An 18,745-nucleotide genomic window follows, 5' to 3' on the forward strand; every position below is an offset into this window, starting at 1 on the left:
TTAAATAAGTCACATAACAATTTATTATAGTTTAATGTTTGCTATATTTTTTCCAGATTTTGCATTAATATCTACAATTTTTGGTGTTAATTAATAGTATCTTATTTTTATTATAAATAAATTAAAAACGACGGTGGAAAATCACTCCACCATCGTCATCAAATTCTTAATAAATCATATTAATTAGAAGTAAAGCCATTCCAACCTGGAATACAATCGTCATAAATCCATAACCGAGATATTTCAAACCGGAATTAGCAATGGTTTGCCACTTTAAGTTCAAACCAATCCCAGCCAAGTTAACAACTCCAAAGAATCCGGTTATTGTCTTAGCTCCCTGCACAACTGAATGTGGAATACTTACGATTGAACTAACGAACAATAAAATAATAAAGGTGTAGATAAACCAAGGCACTAATTTATATACCTTAATATGCTTTTTTCCCTGAGCCATTTCATTTGACCGCATTTTAAAATCACGGCGTTTAACAATTGTAGACATAATTAAAACCACCACAGCTAACATAACCACTCGTAACATTTTGTATAAGGTTGCATAGTCAATTACTTGCGGATTCACGAGCGAAGCGGTTCCAATCACTTGTCCAACAGATTGAACGGTTCCACCGATTAATGCCCCAATTAGGAGATCATTTCCATGAAATACCGCCGGACCAATGATAGGCAAAATAAATAACAATACCACTCCGGACAATGATACGGTCGCCACCGCTGTCCGTCGTTGCGTATCAGTTGCATTAATTTCGGGTGCCACCGCCGCAATAGCACTGGAACCACAGACAGCGTTACCAGCCCCCATTAACATCCCCGATTTTTGATCGACTTTAAAGATCAGCTTACCAATCCACATCACGAATAAAATCGTAGCGGTCATTAAGATAATGATATAAATAATTCCCTGCCAACCTAACGAACGAATTGTTTGTAATGTGACCTCAATCCCCAATAATGCAATTCCAATTTCAATCGGATACTTTTCTGACCATCTAACTCCAGCTACTAATTGCGGCTGTCTTAACAACGTATTTCCTAAAATAATTCCTAGAATCAAGGCGATGGCTTCCGCTCCTAGACTAGGCATAAATTTACTGAGAAATTCAGATATAATTGATACCAATACGGTAACGATTATACCAAGCCACATATTTTGCTTAATTTTCATTCTTTCATCTCCCTCTCCCTACAATACCTTAGTGATATTGTTTAACCATTCCTACTTTAATCCTATTAATGATATTAGTAAAATAGATTGTTATAATGGTTATTATTAATATTTATAATAACGATTGGAAATTATTATGTTTGATTTATTTGAAACTTTTATTACAGTTTATGAAACCAAAAGTTTTACCCATGCTGCCCAACATCTCTTCATTTCACAACCCACTGTCACCGTCCGTATCAAAAAGCTAGAGCATGAACTCAAAACAACACTTTTCTTACGCGATCAAAATCATCAAGTCATCCCGACCGAAGCTGCGACCCTGTTTTATCCCCAGGCGGTCAGTCAACTTAAGGATTGGCAACAATTTCAAGCTAACATGCACCAACGCTCAGCTGATAAAATCCCTTTTAGAATCGCCGTTTCTCATAGTGCCGCTACCAGTATCATGCCCATCATTTTCAAAGCGCTAAACCCATTTCTAGATACTTTAGATTTAACCATTGAAATGCAAAATTCTGAAGAAGTTTTTCAATTAGTATGTAACCATGCCATCTCCTTTGGCATTATTGAAAAACCGATTCGTGGCGACCAAACCCAAAGTTTTGCACTGTTTTCAGACGAATTGGTCCTAGCTGGTCCCCAAGATACTGGTAATTTTTTCATTCGTGAAGAAGGTTCTGGCGTTAGTCATTATACTAAACAATATTTGAAATCAACTAGTTTAAAAATTGATCATTTAATTAGTATGAATAGTAATGATATGATTGTGGCGCACCTACAGGCCGGTTTAGGAGCCTCACTAATCTCCAGACGCTTTATTACTCCTTCGATGCCATTCCAAGAATTAGATCATCAATATCACCGTATTTTTTACGGGTTGGCTTACCTGGACGAACGAGATCCGATAGTTTTGAAAATCATCAATGCCATTCGTACTCTTGGTACGTTATATAAATAAAAGTTTATCCATCAAAGGCAAATTTTTGTGCAGACATAACTGCATTTTGCCATTTTATATATTTATTTCTCAGATCTTCTTGAAGTTCTTTTTCGAAATTAATAGTTAGTAATTCCGGTGTTTTTGGTAGTTTGTCTATTGAATCCCAAACATTATATTTCAAGCCAGCTAAATACGCTATACCACGAGACGTCATCTCTAAATTCGTTGGCCTATTAATGTCAATTTGTAATAAGTTTGCCATGAACTCATGTAAATATTCATTGGATGCTGCTCCACCATCTATAAATAAACTTGAAATATTAATATCAGAATCCTCAATCATTACATCTAAAATATCTTTAGTTTGGTATGCTAATGCCTCTATCGTAGCTCTAACTAGGTCTTCTTTTCTAGTTGATCTCGTTAACCCAAAAATAGCACCTCTAATTTTTTGGTCCCAATATGGCGCTCCTAATCCAGTAAAAGCTGGCACTAAGTAAATGTCTTGGAAAGGTAATGTGTTTCTAGACCGATATGCATATGCAGATGATAGAGATGCATTATCAATAATTTCCATCCCTTCTTCTAACCACTGAACCGCAGACCCTGCCACAAAAATAGAACCTTCCAATGCATAATTAATCTCACCATTTATTCCATACGCAATCGTTGTCAATAACTTATTTTTAGAGATAAGTGGAATATTTCCTGTATTCATTACGATAAAAGCACCCGTTCCATATGTACTTTTAATATCTCCATCGTTAAAAGCCTTGTGTCCAACTAGTGCTGCTTGCTGATCACCGGCTAACGCACCAATTGGAACTTTAATACCATTTAATACCGTGCTCCCAAAATCATCAGATGAATTTTTAACTTCTGGAAGTATACTTTCATCTATATTAAATAAGTCCAGTAATTCTTCATCCCAATTTAATGTATGTATATTAAATAGCATCGTCCTAGAAGCATTAGTATAATCTGTTGCATGTACATTACCATCAGTTAGTTTCCACAATAGCCAAGAATCAATTGTACCGAATGCTAACTGGTTTTTATCAATTAGCATTTGTACATATGGATTTTCTTTAACTAGCCACATTATTTTTGTAGCTGAAAAATATGAATCTATCCATAATCCTGTTTTACTATAAATAAATTGCTCTAACCCAGCTGACTTCAAATCTTCCGAAATTTCATTCGACTGTTTCGACTGCCAACCAATTGCTGGAGCGATCGGTTCCCCGGTATTTTTATCCCATAAAACTGTAGTCTCGCGTTGATTTGTTATACCTATTGTAATAATATCTTCCGAACTAATCGATAAATTGATTAAGATTTCGTGCATAAGTTGTCGTACATCACTCCAGATTTGATTAGCATCGTGTTCTATCCAACCGTTGAATCTAATATGTTGATCTACATTCTTTTTGATCCTACCAATGGTATTCCCATTATGATCATATACAATAACGCGAGTACTCGTGGTACCCTGATCTATGGCCATCACATAACCACTGCTTGTCATTTTACATACCCTCATTTTCACAACTAATATATTTTATCCAAAAATAAATTTCTAAACAACTATTATATCATACTTAAACAATATAAAATAAACATAATTTTATATCGGATAATTAAAAAAGATATCAGAATAAATCTGATATCTATTTACTCTATTTATCTAATATATTATCAGAAAAATGATCAATCGCAGCTTGATTGTACAAATTTTCATCAAATATATCAAATTCAAAATTATTATCAACTATTTGGAACATTCCGTCCTCTATTGCTTTTGAAGATACATCCTTCATGATCAATCCATATTCTTGGTTACCAATAACAGCCACATTTGCCGTGATATTCGAAGCAACAACAAGCGCATTTTGATTCAATGCTTCCAGTAATACCATAGGTTGACCTTCAAAATAAGATGGATGAACAAATACATCAGATTTTTGTAAAAATTCTTGTGGATTGTCATTAAATCCCCAAAAAACAACATATTTTTCTATATTTAAAATAACCGTTAATTTTTCTAAATCTTGACGCATTTTTCCATCACCCAAAATCCATAAGCGTGCATTAGGTTTCTTTAACAAAACTTTCTTAAATGCAATCAATAAAGATATGTGATTTTTTTCAGGCGATAATCGTCCCATTGACATATAAATCAATTTATTTAGAAAAATATTCATATCTTCTTTTGATTCATCCATATTATCTTGTTCGATTGTAAATATAATATGTTTTCCATCTGGATCAATTCCATTAAACCAAATATCACCACCTTGAATCAAAAACCTACTTACATGTATAAAATCAGGCATTTCTAGATGCTTATATAATATATTTCCATTAATATCATCAAATATAGTAATGAATTTATTTTCTATTGATTTAATTTCAAAATTATCTAGTTTTCTTGTTTTCAAGACGTTGTTATTATGTCTTTTAATTTTTAAAATATCAATTGCATCAGTTTGATCAAGCATTTTAGTATCAACTGCAAATTTTGCTTGAATTTCATCAATATAGTTTTTCACGTCTTCCTTATTGGATGTGCTAATTACAGAATAAGAATTTGACAAATTCATAGTCAATTTTTTAGATGACCAATAAAATACATTTTTAACAGGATTCAACATCAAAGTATTTTTGGTTTTATAAATTTCATCCGTAATACTTAATATCTGAATATTATTATCTTTATCTACAACACCGAAATCATCCCTTGAAATTTTCCTTCCATCATCAGTCAAAGAACCTGACAACAATGTATTCTCATCAATACCTACCTTTAGAGCGGATTCATGAAAATCTAAAACAGTTAAATCCTGATCGTTTATCCAGAAAGAACCATCTTCATCAATGATTCTAAAATAACGCACATTTTTATATACACTTGATGCATTCACCAAATATAAATTATTATGATTTAGTCTATTTTTGTTATTTATTAATATTGATTTTGAACTAACTTTAGGTGGTTCAGACCATAAAGATGTCTGATTCTCGTCTCCAATATAACATATCAATCTGTATTGTGAATCAAAACTATCTTCACCATGTTTTCTAATATTCCAAATTTTTTGCATGAACGTTAAATGGTCAGAATTAAGCCATTTAATAGATCTTTTATCAATAAATCCGTATTGTTTAGAACCTGGAATCTTAAATTTTATATATTCTCCCACATTTGTTTTAACAATTTTTTCTGATTTTGCAAAACTATTATTTAACAGCCAACCTCTTGTAATAGCTTGTTTTTTATCAATATTTTCATACACATTTCTTCTATTTTTATTTATCCAAAAAACTTTCCTATCATATTGTTCTTCAGTTATAATAATTTCATTCGTAAATTCTATGTCTTTCATTTCTACCCAAACATATGGAAGATTATTTTTAATTAATTTAACCAATTCAACACCATTATCAAATGTAATTTTGGTTATTCCAATGTACTTATCCTCGTTATCATAATAAATTTCATCTGAATTTCCTTGATAATAATGGGTTAAGTCTTCATAGCTAGTTACAGATAATTTTTTAAATACAACCCCTTCATTAATCGTCGATATTTCTACAAAATCATCATTTTCTTCATCTAAGTATTGATTAAGATTAAGTGTATTTTTTGAAAAGGATTGTTGATCTTTTCTAGTAAAACGTTCTAATTTAACGGCATTTATATCTGCTAATTTTTCTGATACTGAAACAACATGATCATATTTATAGTACAAACTAAATAACGTTAAAAGTCCTCTTTTATTTGGTTGTTTACCCTTAATTACTTTATGAGCATCTGCCCATAAATCATTATGTTGAAAAACTGATTTTACCGACGCATTTAAAAAAGCAATGATTCTAGAACCGTTGTAGGAATATCCTGAAAAATCTATGGCCGCATCAAAGTTAGTTTCTCCAATTAAGCGATGAATATCTCTCTTATAACCTTTTACTGGGATCAGCCATTTATTCCAAGGCTTAATACCAAAATGCTGAATGAATTTATCTTCAAAGCTTTCCACAAAAGTAAATGATGACCAACCAAATCGGTAAAGTATACGTACGTGTTCATCTAGTCGATTCACATTATCCACTTTCTCCTTGGTATTACTATCCCAAGTTATAACGCTTACGTCATACTTATCATAATCTATATTTCTAGTTAAATTTTGTAAACTAGTAGTGATACCATTATTTATCATTCCACCAGTAAATATAAGTACTTTTTTCTTACTATTTCTTAAATGTATTTCTCTACCATTATTAAATTTTACCTGATCAAATATTCTATCAATTACACGTTGAGTCGATAATCCATCTTCTAAGGAAGTCATTTTCAATTTCATACTTTGATATCTGTTATTATTTGTATCGTAATTTTTAGAAATGTAGTCCGCTACTTCGTTAATGTTATTTAACACCGGCGCTGGCAAATCACTCTCGTCTAAATACATACCACGATAAATATCATATTGCTCTTTATCCCACGAATAAAAAACAATCGGTCGATTTGTAATTAAAAAATCAAAGAAAATACTTGAGTAATCTGTAACCAAAGTATCAACTATTGAAAGAATTCTATTTGCATCTATAACATCCGGAATCAAAATTTTTGATAATTGTGGTTCCCTCAATGCTTGACGATATGCATATGGATGAACTTTAACTAGAATTTGTTTATCCTGATTAGCTGTTTGTAAAATGTTTGTTTCGGCTAAAATTTGTTCCATGCTACCTGCGGGACTATTAATAGCAGTTCCCTTCCAAGTTGGTGTATACAACACAATAGGTTTACCATTTAAATGAATACCCATACTTCGTAAATCGGTCAAAACGGATTCATCGTAATCAAACAAAATATCATTTCTAGGATAACCAGATTCCAGAATTGTTCCCTCATACATTCCATTTAATTTATATTTATTTAAAAATAGATTTGTTGTGTGTTTATTAGGGGAGATTAAAAAATCAGTCATCATAAAATTGCGCTGAACATTTTTAAGCGAAGTTTTACTTCCCGGAACATCATATCCCATGAATTTTAAAGGCGTTCCGTGCCATGTATTTATGTAATGTTGACCCCGTCTTTTATGAAAGAAATTTTGAAATGTAGAATTAGTTATCAAATATTCTGCTTTCAATAGCCACTTAGCATATAAAATTGTATTTCTTTGAACTAATTCTATTCTATTCCTATACTCTCTAGGAACGTTAATAATAAATGATTTTTCATCAACTCCATCTCTAATTACCCAAATATGTTTATATTTCTTGTACTTATCATCTTCAATCAAACTCAAAAAGATAAATAATGGCGAATCAGTCATAGATTGTCCATCACGCACCTCATATAAGATACTATTTTTCTCAATTTTAGCATGATCATAATTACGATCATAATAACCTCGATATGGACGAGATGGATCATAATATCGAGGTAAATATTTTCTGGCACGTTTAGCCGCTATTTTAATAAACTTATTCATTTCACCTTTTATTTCCTTATTTTTAAAATATTTTATCTATATTAGCAATAGAGGGAGAGTCATCGTAAAATGAATCTCCCTCTATTAATTTATCTATTTAATGATATCATATGCGAAGTTAAAACCACTATCTAAATCAAATTCGTGACGTAAGTCATTGAACGCGGCGTTAATCACTTGATCCATATCAAAATAACGGTATTGACCTAGGCGACCACCAAAGAGAATTTTATCTTCATTGGCTCGTGCTTCTTTTGCATATTGTTTATACATATTAGTATTTTTTTCATCGTTAACTGGGTAGTAAGCTTCTTTACTACGATCCCACGCCTGTGGATATTCGCGCGTAATGACCGTCTTCCCTTCATCAGCTAACCCATCAAAATGACGCCATTCCATTACTCGTGTATATGGTGTTTCAGCGTCCGTGTAATTAATTACTGCATTTCCTTGATAGTTATCACTGTCAATTGTCTCGCTCTCAAAACGCAATGAGCGATATTCCAACTCACCATACTTATAATCAAAGAATTGATCAATCATTCCCGTATAAACGATCCGGGGGAACTCAGCCATATATTCATCCCGATGTGCAAAGAAGTCAGCATTGACTTGTACATCAATTAAATCATTGTCCATAATCAAACGATCAAAGATTTGCGTGTAACCCCCAACCGGGATTCCTTGATAGCGGTGATTGAAATAATTATTATCGTAAATAAATCGGACTGGCAAACGCTTAATGATGAAAGCTGGTAAATCCGTGGCTTTACGTCCCCATTGCTTTTCAGTATAACCTTTAATTAACTTTTCATAGATTTCAGTCCCGATCAATGAAATGGCTTGTTCTTCAAGATTACGAGGAGCTTTTCCATCCATTGCTGCAACTGCTGTCGCTTTTTGTTCATCAATCTTAGCTTTCGCTTCTGCAGGAGTCTTAGTTCCCCACATCTCATAGAATGTATTCATGTTAAAGGGCAAATTGTAAAGTGAGCCATTGTAATTGGCCACAACTTGATTTTGAAATCCATTAAATTCTGCAAACTTCCGAATATAATCCCAGACTTCTTTATTATCAGTATGAAAAATATGCGCCCCAAAATCATGCACCGTAATTCCGTGTTCACTGTGCGTATACATATTCCCACCAATATGAGAACGCTTTTCAATGATTAACGAACGCTTACCACGTTTAGCTGCCTCGTAGGCAAAAACCGAACCATAAGGTCCTGCTCCAACAATTAAATAATCATACTTTTTATCGTTCAAAGTCATTGGTTTTATTCCTCTCAATTACATTCAACTGCAACACAATGCAACTCATAGTCTAATTTCATAAAATTGAAAGATGAAAATACCTATCAACCATTAGTTATTCACTACCCCAAATAATTTTTAAATTATTAAATGTCATGTCTTTTTTTATATACTTTTTAGGAACACGTTCACTCATAATATCCATTACTATCTTTTCAGACATTGATTTGAAATTATAAAAAGAGTTAATATTTCTATCCGATTCTCTCAAATAAATCTCATTTTTATTCAAATAATAATCTAACATATTTGATAAATCAACAGCATCATTAGCACTTTTCCCATATGGTAGATTTTTTAAATCGAAATAGCTACCTTGCATTAATTCATATTTTTTCAAATCAAATTGATAGAAAATTATAGGTTTATTCTGTATAGCAAAATCCCATACTACTGAAGAATAATCTGAAATAATTAAATCACTTTCTATTTCCAATCTTTCCACTGTAATACTTGAGTCATCTATAATTTCAACAAATTCTGATCTATTTGTTTTATATAGTAAATGACTAAATCTTCTAATGTTAGGATGTAAATAAACAATCAATTTTGTTTTATGTTTCTTTAATTTATTTAGTAATTCATCATTTTGCAAAAGTTCCCTAATTTTATTAAAGTATTCAGAATTAACAAACTCAATATCACTTAGTTTATCTACCCAAGGACGCCATGTAGGAAAGTATAGTATTTGATTATATTTTATTTTGGTACTATTATTTAATTCATCCCAACGAGGATACCCTAATTTACGAACTCTATCTCTGGGAAATCCTAGAGATTCTCGATGAATATTATAATCAAAATTACTCCCAACCGAAACACGATCATACAAACCTGATTTGTAACTATAATCACTTGTCATACGTTTTAACGCCAATACACCATGTCCCAAATAATAAGTCGGTATTTCTCTAATTTTATTAACAAAAAAACCTGATGTTTTGTAAAGTGATAGTAACTCTAATGGGAAAATTGAAGTTATTAATTCCTTTGCTGTCAATAATGCATAAAAATATTCCACTGAATATAAATCTATTACATCCTCAGAATATAAATTTTTCACCCGTTCATAATGTGGTGATTCGGGATTAATAACATACTTAAATTCATTATTGTCTTTATTACTGTTTTTTGCTGATTTAAAAATAGCAAATGCATTATCTTGGGCAAACCAAGTTTCTCTTTCAAAAACTAGTCTAGAAGAATTAGCAGATTTTTTATTAGGAAGCACTAATTTATTTTCAATCTTATAAATTTGATACGCCAGTTTCATATTATCTAAAACGTCAGAATCTTCTAACTTTGTTTTTGGGCGCGCTCTTAAGATAAAACTACCATTTGAAAGATATTGTGGATCAATTATAGTTCCCGGAATTGTAGAATTGAACCAATTCTTTTTTCCAATGGCAAAAATATTATTATACACTTCCTTACTTGTACATTTAATTTTTAATTTATAATTATAACCTGATCCTTCGATCACAACACCAAATGCCCATTGTCCCATCAATCCAAAATCTTTTTTTAGAAAAAAAGCATCAATTTTATAAACTTGGTTATTTTCATCAAAAAGCACACTATAATTAACAGACTTTATTTGACTTTGTTCTGCAGATCTGACCAAAAATAAGCTTGGATTTATTTCGATATTCTTATTAGAACTAAATAAAAATCCTAATGTAAATGTTGCACTAATGTGTATACATTCTACATCATCACTAATACTATCCACTGCTCCACTATATGGTATTTCCAATAATTCCGAGTCAACATTAGCTGATACGTCAATTAAAATTTCTAATAAATTATTTTGATCTGTACCTAAGTAAAAACTAAATGGATTCGCAGAGCGCACGTCTAGCTTTTCTTTTTTTTCCCAAATATTTTTATTTGTGAAAATATCATATTTAAATGCATATTTCCGATTATTTCTAACAGCAAATATTCTATATCCACCTCTTAAATCAGATAAATCAGATAAATTTAAATTCAATTCAATTGTTTCATTAAATTGCTTAAATACAATACTAGTTTCAGCTGAATTTATTTTTTTCTCTAATATAAGTTTATCAAAAAAAACGTCATTCATATGACTTTTAACATTTAAAGTACCATCTTTATATTCTATTTTATCTATATTTATAATATCATAATTTTTATCTAACATGACTGAAAATATTTACCCCTTTCTAAATTCAAGATTATGATTTTTATTTTCAAACAAACCTGTACCAAGCAATGCCTCATTTGAAATAGAATACGCCCCAACAGGTATACTTCTGTCACGATCATAAATCATTCTGATAATATAGTTTCCTGTAGATAATTTGTTTAGTTCTGATCTATCTATATCAAACAAATAATAATGCCCATCCTTATCTAGCTTATTTGATAAATAATATACTTCTTTATCATATGTATTTTCGAATTTTATTCCAATTATTTCTGAATAATATCCTTCAATACGAATATTAATTTCAATATTATCTGAGTTCACATTAAAGAAATTAGAATATAATATTGGTCTTACTCTGAAGCCTAATCTTTGTCCTGATTTAAAGAATCCAACTTCTCGTAAATCATCATAATTGTATGCTACTAAATCTGCGAAGTTAACTGTTGCATAATATGCACTGTTCCATCGAACATATAAATATAATTCTAAATCGCCAAGAGATTCAATGAATTTGTCACTTATTATCGAATAGTAATTTCCAGTTTCAGTTTTTAAAATCTCTATCTCATGCTCTAATTGTTCTCCCTTAGATTCTCTTAATACCAGTGAATTTATATTATTTTTAGAATAAATATTTAAGTTCAATTTAATTCCATCATCTACTTTCTCTACACTATCAGCTCTAACAATACAATTATATGGTATTGGTTGCTCACCCATTTCTCTGGGATCACGATAAATGATTTTATCTTTAATAAAAGTTGGTACAAATTTCATACTAAGTTTTGCCCAATCAATAAAATTCAAAGCTTTTGATAATTCTTGATCTTCTATTAATAATTTCCAAGCTACCTTATGATCGTTTACTTCAAAATATTTTGATGGATCAAATCCAATTTCTGATTTAATCCACTGAAATTTACTTATAATTTGTTCGAAATCGCTTTCATTTAAAACTTGTCGCATTCCAGAAAAATAAAAATATCGTTCAAATTGAATTTCTAATTTTCTTGATATTAATTTATGAATTGCTTCAGATTCAGCATTTAAATTAATCAAGTAAGTCCATAATCGAATGGCATTATCAAATATTTCAGTCGTTTTACCAGCCAATGTCATTAGACTAATATTATCTTCGTCATGGTTAACATAATTAATAACATTTTTCAATTGTGTAATTTTTTTAGAAATTAAAAGAGCATCCATAAAAAATTTTTGATCATCAGAGGTTCTCATTTCCGGAAAATGAAGATTATTTTTTTTAATAATTTCCGATCTTACTAAAATGGATTGAGGTCCCATCCATGAAAAAAAAGGGACTGGTAATTCATTAATATCTACTCCATGTGATTCTTGAAAACTAGTACCAGCATACACTCGTTTATATTTTTCTCCATTTTTTTCGATCATTGCCCCAATAGCAAAATCATCTCCACTAAGTTCCAAACCTTCAATGAGCTTTTTTATACCATCAATATTGTACCAATCATCAGGATCAAGCAGTGCTAAATATTTCCCTCGCATTAATGTTAACCCAATATTTCTAGGTGTAGCAGCTGCACCAGTGTTTTCATCCAATTTAACTACTTTAAAATTAGGAAAATCATTCACATATTGATCCATGATACTTCTACTATGATCACTAGAAAGATCATCCACGAAAATTATTTCAATATTATTTAACCCGATAGTTTGATTTACTATAGAGTCCATTGCTCTTTTTAAGTACGGTCCATTGTTCCAATTTGGAACAATAATAGTTACAAGTGGATTTTCACAAATTCGCTTGGACTGAGATATATGAAAGCTCGGAAAATTCCATTTCCAATTATTATCATCAATAGACATATTGAAGTTAGAAATTTTTCCCCTCAACTTACTTCTCAAAAAATATGAAGGAACTAATCTAGTTACTCTTTCTTTATCATTCAAATCAAACAAATCCGAGTTATGATATACATCATTTATTTTTACGCCTAAACTTTGATATATATTACTATTAATTTCAAAAGATATCCATCCATTATTAATTAAATCGTTCTTTTTTATTAATACTTCGATAATGTCATCAATATAAATAAATCTCAAATTAATTGCTTTTTTCAAAATATCATCATGTAGCAAAACCCTATTTATTTTTGTTGTTTCATCATTAACTTTCAACTTAAAAGAGATTACTTCATCTGAAATAATATTAGTCTTAACAATATCCGTCTTTATAACACCTGTTATTTTAGTTGATTCTTTGAATTGGCCACTACTTAAATTGGCTAGTTTAATTTTTCCAGTAATTGATGAATAAATTGTATACACATATCCGTCTTTTTCACTTAATTTAAAGTACCTATCTTTAACATGCTTATATAAAATATTTCTCAATTCTAAATTATATTGTTTATTGGACATATTAGTAATCATCAAATCATAACGATTATGTGATGTATTTATTTTGTCCATAATATCTTCTGTTTTAAGATATAAATGATCGCCTTCTTGAATAAAATTTAAATAACTATATATTTTATTATCTAACGTAATATAAACACTTTTTATATTTTCTACAATAGTTAAATCAACATATTCGTTCTTAATCATTAAATTTTCTACAAATATTCTTGGTTTTTTTGAAATAGTTTTTTTCCAAAAATCTTCAGATATTACGCGTTTAGCAATATTAATAACAGCCATTCTGTTTTTATACACTCCTAATTATTTATAAATATATTTTTAAAATTAAAATTAACTATATCAATTTTTGACATTTTTTTTTCTTTCAATACGTATACCTCATCTTTTGTAGATACATACTTACGTAACCAGCTATCAAAAAAATCTATTTCGGGAACTTTGTTCCATGAACAGTCTAAATTTTGTAGAAAAACATATTTACCATTCTTTTTTACCACTTTATTTTTTCTTTTAAGTTCGAACTGATACTCTAAAATTAAATCATGACGCCTACTAATTTCCGCCTGTTCGTAAATATTAATAAATTTTACATTGTTTTCGGATTTTTTAATATTCTCATTTTTATCAAATTTAATAATTTCAATTAAATCCTTTTTTTTATTGTAATCGTATATTCCTTTTTCAATATCTACGATATTAGAACTATTTATCTCATTTTTTACATCAATAATTTTAATAACTCTATAATATTTTGAATAAAAACTTTTTTTTCCGCCTCTTATAAATTTTTCAAATTGTATAGCAATATCCCGATGCTTAATTTCAGTAAAGTGATCTCTATCGTCAACATAATCTTCAATTGAATTCCCAATATTATAATCTCTTAAATCAAAAATTGGTACGTCCATTTCATTAAATACTGATATATAAGAATTTAACATCTGGGAATAATCAAATCCATTTGGTCCTTTTAAATACCATGCCGATTTATGATTTCTAAAAGCCATAGTTTCTAAAACACCTATTAAATCAATATAAGGGTTATACTTCTTTATTAGATTAATATTCTCTCTTAATTTTTCTTCAACATCCATTAAAGAATGAGTATTACCATCGGCGGTTAGCTGCTTCCAATCATTGTTTCCGTATGCTATTAACCCAACGTCAGCTATACTTATATCTTTATGGTAATGACGAATAACTCCCCCAAAATCATGAACCCAGCCAGTATGATTGTCTAAATTATGTTGACCTTTAAACTGACCCGTACCTGTCTCAGCAAAATTATCAAATTTATCTGCACCTAATCTGTATGATGCTAGTTTAGCGTAAACTATATCTCTATAAGGTGTTTCTTCCCTCACTAACTTTTGCCCAGCAACAATGCTATCTCCAAATACAACAACCCGCTTATTTTTCCAATTATTATATTCTTTTTTCTCACGCTTAAATAAAAACATTTAATAATTCCCACATTTGTATAAATTTAATGACATGTTAATACTTATTTGGCAGCTAAATTTTTCCTATTTAAATCATTTTTTATTTGAGTTGTTGATATTTCAGGCGTTCTAGCAAGATAAGTCACATTAACGCCCGTTTGTTCGGCTAAGTAATCAAATTTACCTGCCCAATCGTCCCCCATGACAAATTCATCAACCTGCCATGCCTGCATATCTGAAATTTTTTGGTCCCAACTATTTTCTGGAATTACTAAGTCCACATATCTAATGGCTTCAAGCAGCTGTTTTCTTTTTTCAAATGAAAAATACGTTTTCTTCTGCTTAGCTTCCCAATTAAATTCATCAGAAGACAATACTACGATCAAATAATCTCCCATCTGCTTAGCACGCTTCAGTAAATTTATATGACCATAATGTAACATGTCAAAAGTACCATATGTAATAACTCGTTTCATCTTATTCCCCTTTAATTAAAAAATATATTTACACCAAAAATAATCTCTCTACATCGACAAAAGTTGAAAAAAGAACGTCAAAATCTCGATTTAAATTAATGACGTAATCACTTACGCCAATTTCTTTTCGAATCCAACAATCATTAAAATCTACCTCACTGTTGACTACAGGTTCATCCCAACCAATGAATTGATAACTTTCCTTTTGGCCTTTTTTATTGAACCATATTTTAATAAATGGGACTAAGTTGGCATCTACATACTCTTCATAGACTGCCTTTCCCGATTTATCATCAAAAGTTCGAATAGTTTGTATATTTCCATGCCCATTAACTAGAGCTCTCCTAAAAGGAATTTTATTTCCTTTATTAAAAAACTCGACTAAATTAACTTTATTATTTTTATCTGACTCAATTGATACCAAAGTATGACCTTCACTTTTAAAAAGGCGATGACCGTCATCATTTTTTTCCACTTCTATCTTTTGTCCATTAATAAAATTATTCGTATATTCATTAATATTATTTTCTCTATCCGAGCTGAAATATTGTTGTAAATACAAGTTATGAACTTCCAAATCACTTATAGATCCTAAGATATTTTTAATCTTTTCTTCAAAAGTATAATAATCTTTATTATAGCTAGGATCTAAAATCGTTATTCTAGATTGCTGATGTGTATATGCTTCTAAATTTAAAATATATCTATAAATTTCTTTTAATGTTTCTTTGTTAATTGTGTTGACAATAACTTTTACTTGAATCATATCCAATACCTCGATTAATCAATCATACATACCTATTTATCAATATATAATATTGAGACATTGGTAGAACTAGGCTTACCATTAATAATTGGTTCCAATCTCCAGCCCTCTTTAATTTTGGTTACATAATATGATTTTGAAATATTACCACCTTTTTGTGCCGCAATTACTATACGTCCATGAACTTTATTAGTAAATCGATTATCAACAACAATATAATCATTTTTTGTTGTTATGAAATGATCTTTTGTAACTGTCACTTTACTCCAATCACCCTCTGATGTCGTATTATATGTTCCACTTGGTAAAATTGGAGTATTGTCAGAATATCCAAAAAAATGACTTCTTTCTGCATATGCACCAATAATTAGGCCAATCATTATAATGGATAATATTTGAATTATTCCCAAACTTTTTTTTAGCATTTCAACCTCTCCTATACAAAATCAATAAACCGATTTCTGAATCTGATATGAATATGAGACCCAACAATAAGCAATATAATTACAATACCCCAAAAAACAATAATATCACTAGGTTTTTCCCAAAATCCTTGTGGATTCTCTAACAAAGTTTCTCGAAAACCTTCAATAATATAATACAATGGATTTATTTTTAAAATATTTGAGATAACAATTGGAAAAGCGGGACCATCTATAGGTATAATTACTCCAGATAACCACATTCCTACTCGTAAAATTGCGACATAAGCATTATAAAAATCCGGCACCAATACAGTGATTGTTGAAGTAACCAAGGATAAAGCATATAAAAATATGATCATAGCAATAAAGTAATATATAAACTGAAACCACCATATTGTTGGTTTTACGTCAGTAAATAAAATTAAAAACATTACCATTCCGAGCATAACAAAATATCTGCGTAATTCAGTAATTATTTCGGTAAGCGGAATTGCAGATAACGCAAAATTCATTTTTGCCAGTAAGTTCAATTGTCTTTTAATACTATTAGCAGATTTTGTCATTGAAGACTGCATAAAAAAATATGTAATCATCCCGAGAGCAATCCATGCTACATATCCCTGGATACCATGTGCATGTGGATTTTTATAATTATCTCCCATTCGCATTGCAAACATAAATAACATAACTCCAATTTGTAATGCAGGATCAGCAAAATGCCAAAAATCACCTAAATAATTATTCCGATATGCTTGATCATTATTGTATTTCGCAATTCGTAATACAACTCTTCTACTGCTAAAAATTTCCTTAATAATTTTTATAATATCCTTCATTATTTTTCTCCTTCTATCGGAATAATTAAAATATCACCAGGATTTAAAACAGTAGTAGACTTATGATTTACCTGCATTAATTTATCAATAGGAACATTAAATTCACTCGAAACGTCATACAAAGACGTATTTTCTGGTACCTTATATTTATTTTGATTATATACTATATCATTAGTTGATTTGTTACTATGTCTCTTTTCAAGAGCAGACAATTTACTAGGCGTCAAATTTGTTATTAAATGTCTAGGATTATTCAGTACTCCTGTCCAAGACATATTCAAAATATTTTTATCAATTGTGATTAGGGTTAATATTGAAATGACAATTAAAAATATTTTAGAAATAATTCCCATTTTTTCATCATCTTCGGTGAATGAATGTGTCCATGCCCGTTTATCAGTAACTGCATTCATATCATCACCATCTAAAATATGTCGATTGTATTCTAATTGACGTAAACGATTTAAATTAAAGTCCTTCTGAGCATTTTTATAATGTTTTTGATAAGCCAATCTTTCTGGTTCAGAAAATTGATTAAATCGTTTTAAAAAATGATCATACTTAGGAAGGACCTCATCAATTGGTCCATCCATTCTTACACTCCCATAATGCATCCAAATAACACGATCTGCCATTTTGCGCATCTGAGCTGAAGAATGTGTTACAAAAAAAATTGTTTTACCCTCTTTTTTAAAGCGACGTGTTCGTTCCAATGATTTTTCTGTAAATGTTGGATCTCCAACTGACAATGCTTCGTCAATAATGATGATATCGGCATCTGAATATACCGAGATGGCAAATCCTAATTTTGACTTCATTCCAGAAGAATAATTTTTTACTGGCTGATCAATAAAATCACCTAATTCTGAAAATTCAATAATTGAATCCATTTTTCGATCAATTTCCTTTTCAGACATCCCTTGCATAAGTGCTTTTAATTTGATATTGGCACGTCCTGTAAGTTGCGGACGCATTCCTGCACCTATTGCAATAATAGATGTACTTCCGTTAATCGTCATTTCACCACTAGTCGGTTGACTTAACCCAGCAACCATCTCTAGTAATGTTGATTTACCTGAACCGTTTGTACCAATTATACCAATGGTCTCACCAGCATGAGCAGTAAAAGACACTCCCTTAACTGCCCAAAAATTTGGAATTCCGCGACCCCAAAATTTAAAAATCACTTTTACTTTATCTGATTGTCGTTCGGCTAAATCAAATTTTTTAGTAACATGATTTGCTGAAACTGTAATTTTATTATCCAT

Annotated in this window: 13 protein-coding genes; 1 reads left to right on the forward strand and 12 read right to left on the reverse strand. The window is 30.3% G+C overall.

What is annotated here, in order from left to right:
* Positions 1–166 precede the first annotated feature (166 nt).
* A complete protein-coding gene (locus G7084_RS05395; protein ID WP_166010744.1) occupies positions 167–1,183 on the reverse strand; it encodes a YeiH family protein in 1,017 nt (338 codons plus the stop codon).
* Between the two features lie 136 nt (positions 1,184–1,319).
* Here G7084_RS05395 and G7084_RS05400 point away from each other — a divergent pair, with 136 nt between their 5' ends.
* Positions 1,320–2,144 carry a LysR family transcriptional regulator gene (locus G7084_RS05400; RefSeq protein WP_166010747.1) on the forward strand — a complete coding sequence of 275 codons (825 nt, stop codon included), beginning with the start codon at positions 1,320–1,322 and terminating at the stop codon, positions 2,142–2,144.
* A gap of 4 nt (positions 2,145–2,148) precedes the next feature.
* Here G7084_RS05400 and glpK read toward each other — a convergent pair whose 3' ends face one another.
* The 11 genes from glpK to G7084_RS05455 form a co-directional block, all read right to left on the reverse strand.
* Positions 2,149–3,654, reverse strand: a complete 1,506-nt coding sequence (gene glpK, locus G7084_RS05405) for a glycerol kinase GlpK (RefSeq protein ID WP_166010749.1) — start codon at positions 3,652–3,654, stop codon at positions 2,149–2,151.
* Positions 3,655–3,805: 151 nt separating this feature from the next.
* Positions 3,806–7,630 carry a CDP-glycerol glycerophosphotransferase family protein gene (locus G7084_RS05410; RefSeq protein WP_166010751.1) on the reverse strand — a complete coding sequence of 1,275 codons (3,825 nt, stop codon included), beginning with the start codon at positions 7,628–7,630 and terminating at the stop codon, positions 3,806–3,808.
* 93 nt (positions 7,631–7,723) lie between these two features.
* Positions 7,724–8,905, reverse strand: a complete 1,182-nt coding sequence (gene glf / locus G7084_RS05415) for a UDP-galactopyranose mutase (protein ID WP_166010752.1) — start codon at positions 8,903–8,905, stop codon at positions 7,724–7,726.
* 97 nt (positions 8,906–9,002) lie between these two features.
* Positions 9,003–11,114: a CDP-glycerol glycerophosphotransferase family protein gene (locus G7084_RS05420; RefSeq protein WP_166010754.1), complete on the reverse strand. Its 2,112-nt coding sequence runs from the start codon at positions 11,112–11,114 to the stop codon at positions 9,003–9,005.
* 12 nt (positions 11,115–11,126) lie between these two features.
* Positions 11,127–13,811, reverse strand: a complete 2,685-nt coding sequence (locus G7084_RS05425; RefSeq protein WP_166010756.1) for a glycosyltransferase family 2 protein — start codon at positions 13,809–13,811, stop codon at positions 11,127–11,129.
* Between the two features lie 17 nt (positions 13,812–13,828).
* Positions 13,829–14,992, reverse strand: coding sequence for an SGNH/GDSL hydrolase family protein (locus tag G7084_RS05430; RefSeq protein WP_166010758.1), 1,164 nt, complete (start codon positions 14,990–14,992; stop codon positions 13,829–13,831).
* A 44-nt stretch (positions 14,993–15,036) separates the two neighbouring features.
* Positions 15,037–15,450, reverse strand: a complete 414-nt coding sequence (gene tagD, locus G7084_RS05435; protein ID WP_166010760.1) for a glycerol-3-phosphate cytidylyltransferase — start codon at positions 15,448–15,450, stop codon at positions 15,037–15,039.
* Between the two features lie 28 nt (positions 15,451–15,478).
* Positions 15,479–16,216, reverse strand: a complete 738-nt coding sequence (locus G7084_RS05440; RefSeq protein ID WP_166010762.1) for a hypothetical protein — start codon at positions 16,214–16,216, stop codon at positions 15,479–15,481.
* Between the two features lie 32 nt (positions 16,217–16,248).
* On the reverse strand, positions 16,249–16,641 hold the full coding sequence (locus tag G7084_RS05445; protein ID WP_166010764.1) for a hypothetical protein: 393 nt from the start codon (positions 16,639–16,641) through the stop codon (positions 16,249–16,251).
* A gap of 11 nt (positions 16,642–16,652) precedes the next feature.
* Positions 16,653–17,477, reverse strand: coding sequence for an ABC transporter permease (locus G7084_RS05450; RefSeq protein ID WP_166010766.1), 825 nt, complete (start codon positions 17,475–17,477; stop codon positions 16,653–16,655).
* On the reverse strand, positions 17,477–18,745 hold the full coding sequence (locus tag G7084_RS05455) for an ATP-binding cassette domain-containing protein (protein WP_166010768.1): 1,269 nt from the start codon (positions 18,743–18,745) through the stop codon (positions 17,477–17,479). The genes G7084_RS05450 and G7084_RS05455 overlap by 1 nt, the downstream gene beginning before the upstream one ends.

Origin of the sequence: Weissella coleopterorum, from assembly GCF_011304355.1 — a bacterium.
GTDB lineage: Bacteria > Bacillota > Bacilli > Lactobacillales > Lactobacillaceae > Weissella > Weissella coleopterorum.

What these genes read in the sequence shown, in the direction of transcription:
- G7084_RS05400 (WP_166010747.1), top strand. Translation starts at nt 1,320, where the DNA reads ATGTTTGATTTATTTGAAACTTTTATTACAGTTTATGAAACCAAAAGT.
- tagD (WP_166010760.1), bottom strand. Translation starts at nt 15,450, where the DNA reads ATGAAACGAGTTATTACATATGGTACTTTTGACATGTTACATTATGGT.
- G7084_RS05450 (WP_166010766.1), bottom strand. Translation starts at nt 17,477, where the DNA reads ATGAAGGATATTATAAAAATTATTAAGGAAATTTTTAGCAGTAGAAGA.
- G7084_RS05420 (WP_166010754.1), bottom strand. Translation starts at nt 11,114, where the DNA reads ATGTTAGATAAAAATTATGATATTATAAATATAGATAAAATAGAATAT.
- G7084_RS05440 (WP_166010762.1), bottom strand. Translation starts at nt 16,216, where the DNA reads ATGATTCAAGTAAAAGTTATTGTCAACACAATTAACAAAGAAACATTA.
- G7084_RS05410 (WP_166010751.1), bottom strand. Translation starts at nt 7,630, where the DNA reads ATGAATAAGTTTATTAAAATAGCGGCTAAACGTGCCAGAAAATATTTA.
- glf (WP_166010752.1), bottom strand. Translation starts at nt 8,905, where the DNA reads ATGACTTTGAACGATAAAAAGTATGATTATTTAATTGTTGGAGCAGGA.
- G7084_RS05430 (WP_166010758.1), bottom strand. Translation starts at nt 14,992, where the DNA reads ATGTTTTTATTTAAGCGTGAGAAAAAAGAATATAATAATTGGAAAAAT.
- glpK (WP_166010749.1), bottom strand. Translation starts at nt 3,654, where the DNA reads ATGACAAGCAGTGGTTATGTGATGGCCATAGATCAGGGTACCACGAGT.
- G7084_RS05425 (WP_166010756.1), bottom strand. Translation starts at nt 13,811, where the DNA reads ATGGCTGTTATTAATATTGCTAAACGCGTAATATCTGAAGATTTTTGG.
- G7084_RS05395 (WP_166010744.1), bottom strand. Translation starts at nt 1,183, where the DNA reads ATGAAAATTAAGCAAAATATGTGGCTTGGTATAATCGTTACCGTATTG.
- G7084_RS05455 (WP_166010768.1), bottom strand. Translation starts at nt 18,745, where the DNA reads ATGGATAATAAAATTACAGTTTCAGCAAATCATGTTACTAAAAAATTT.
- G7084_RS05445 (WP_166010764.1), bottom strand. Translation starts at nt 16,641, where the DNA reads ATGCTAAAAAAAAGTTTGGGAATAATTCAAATATTATCCATTATAATG.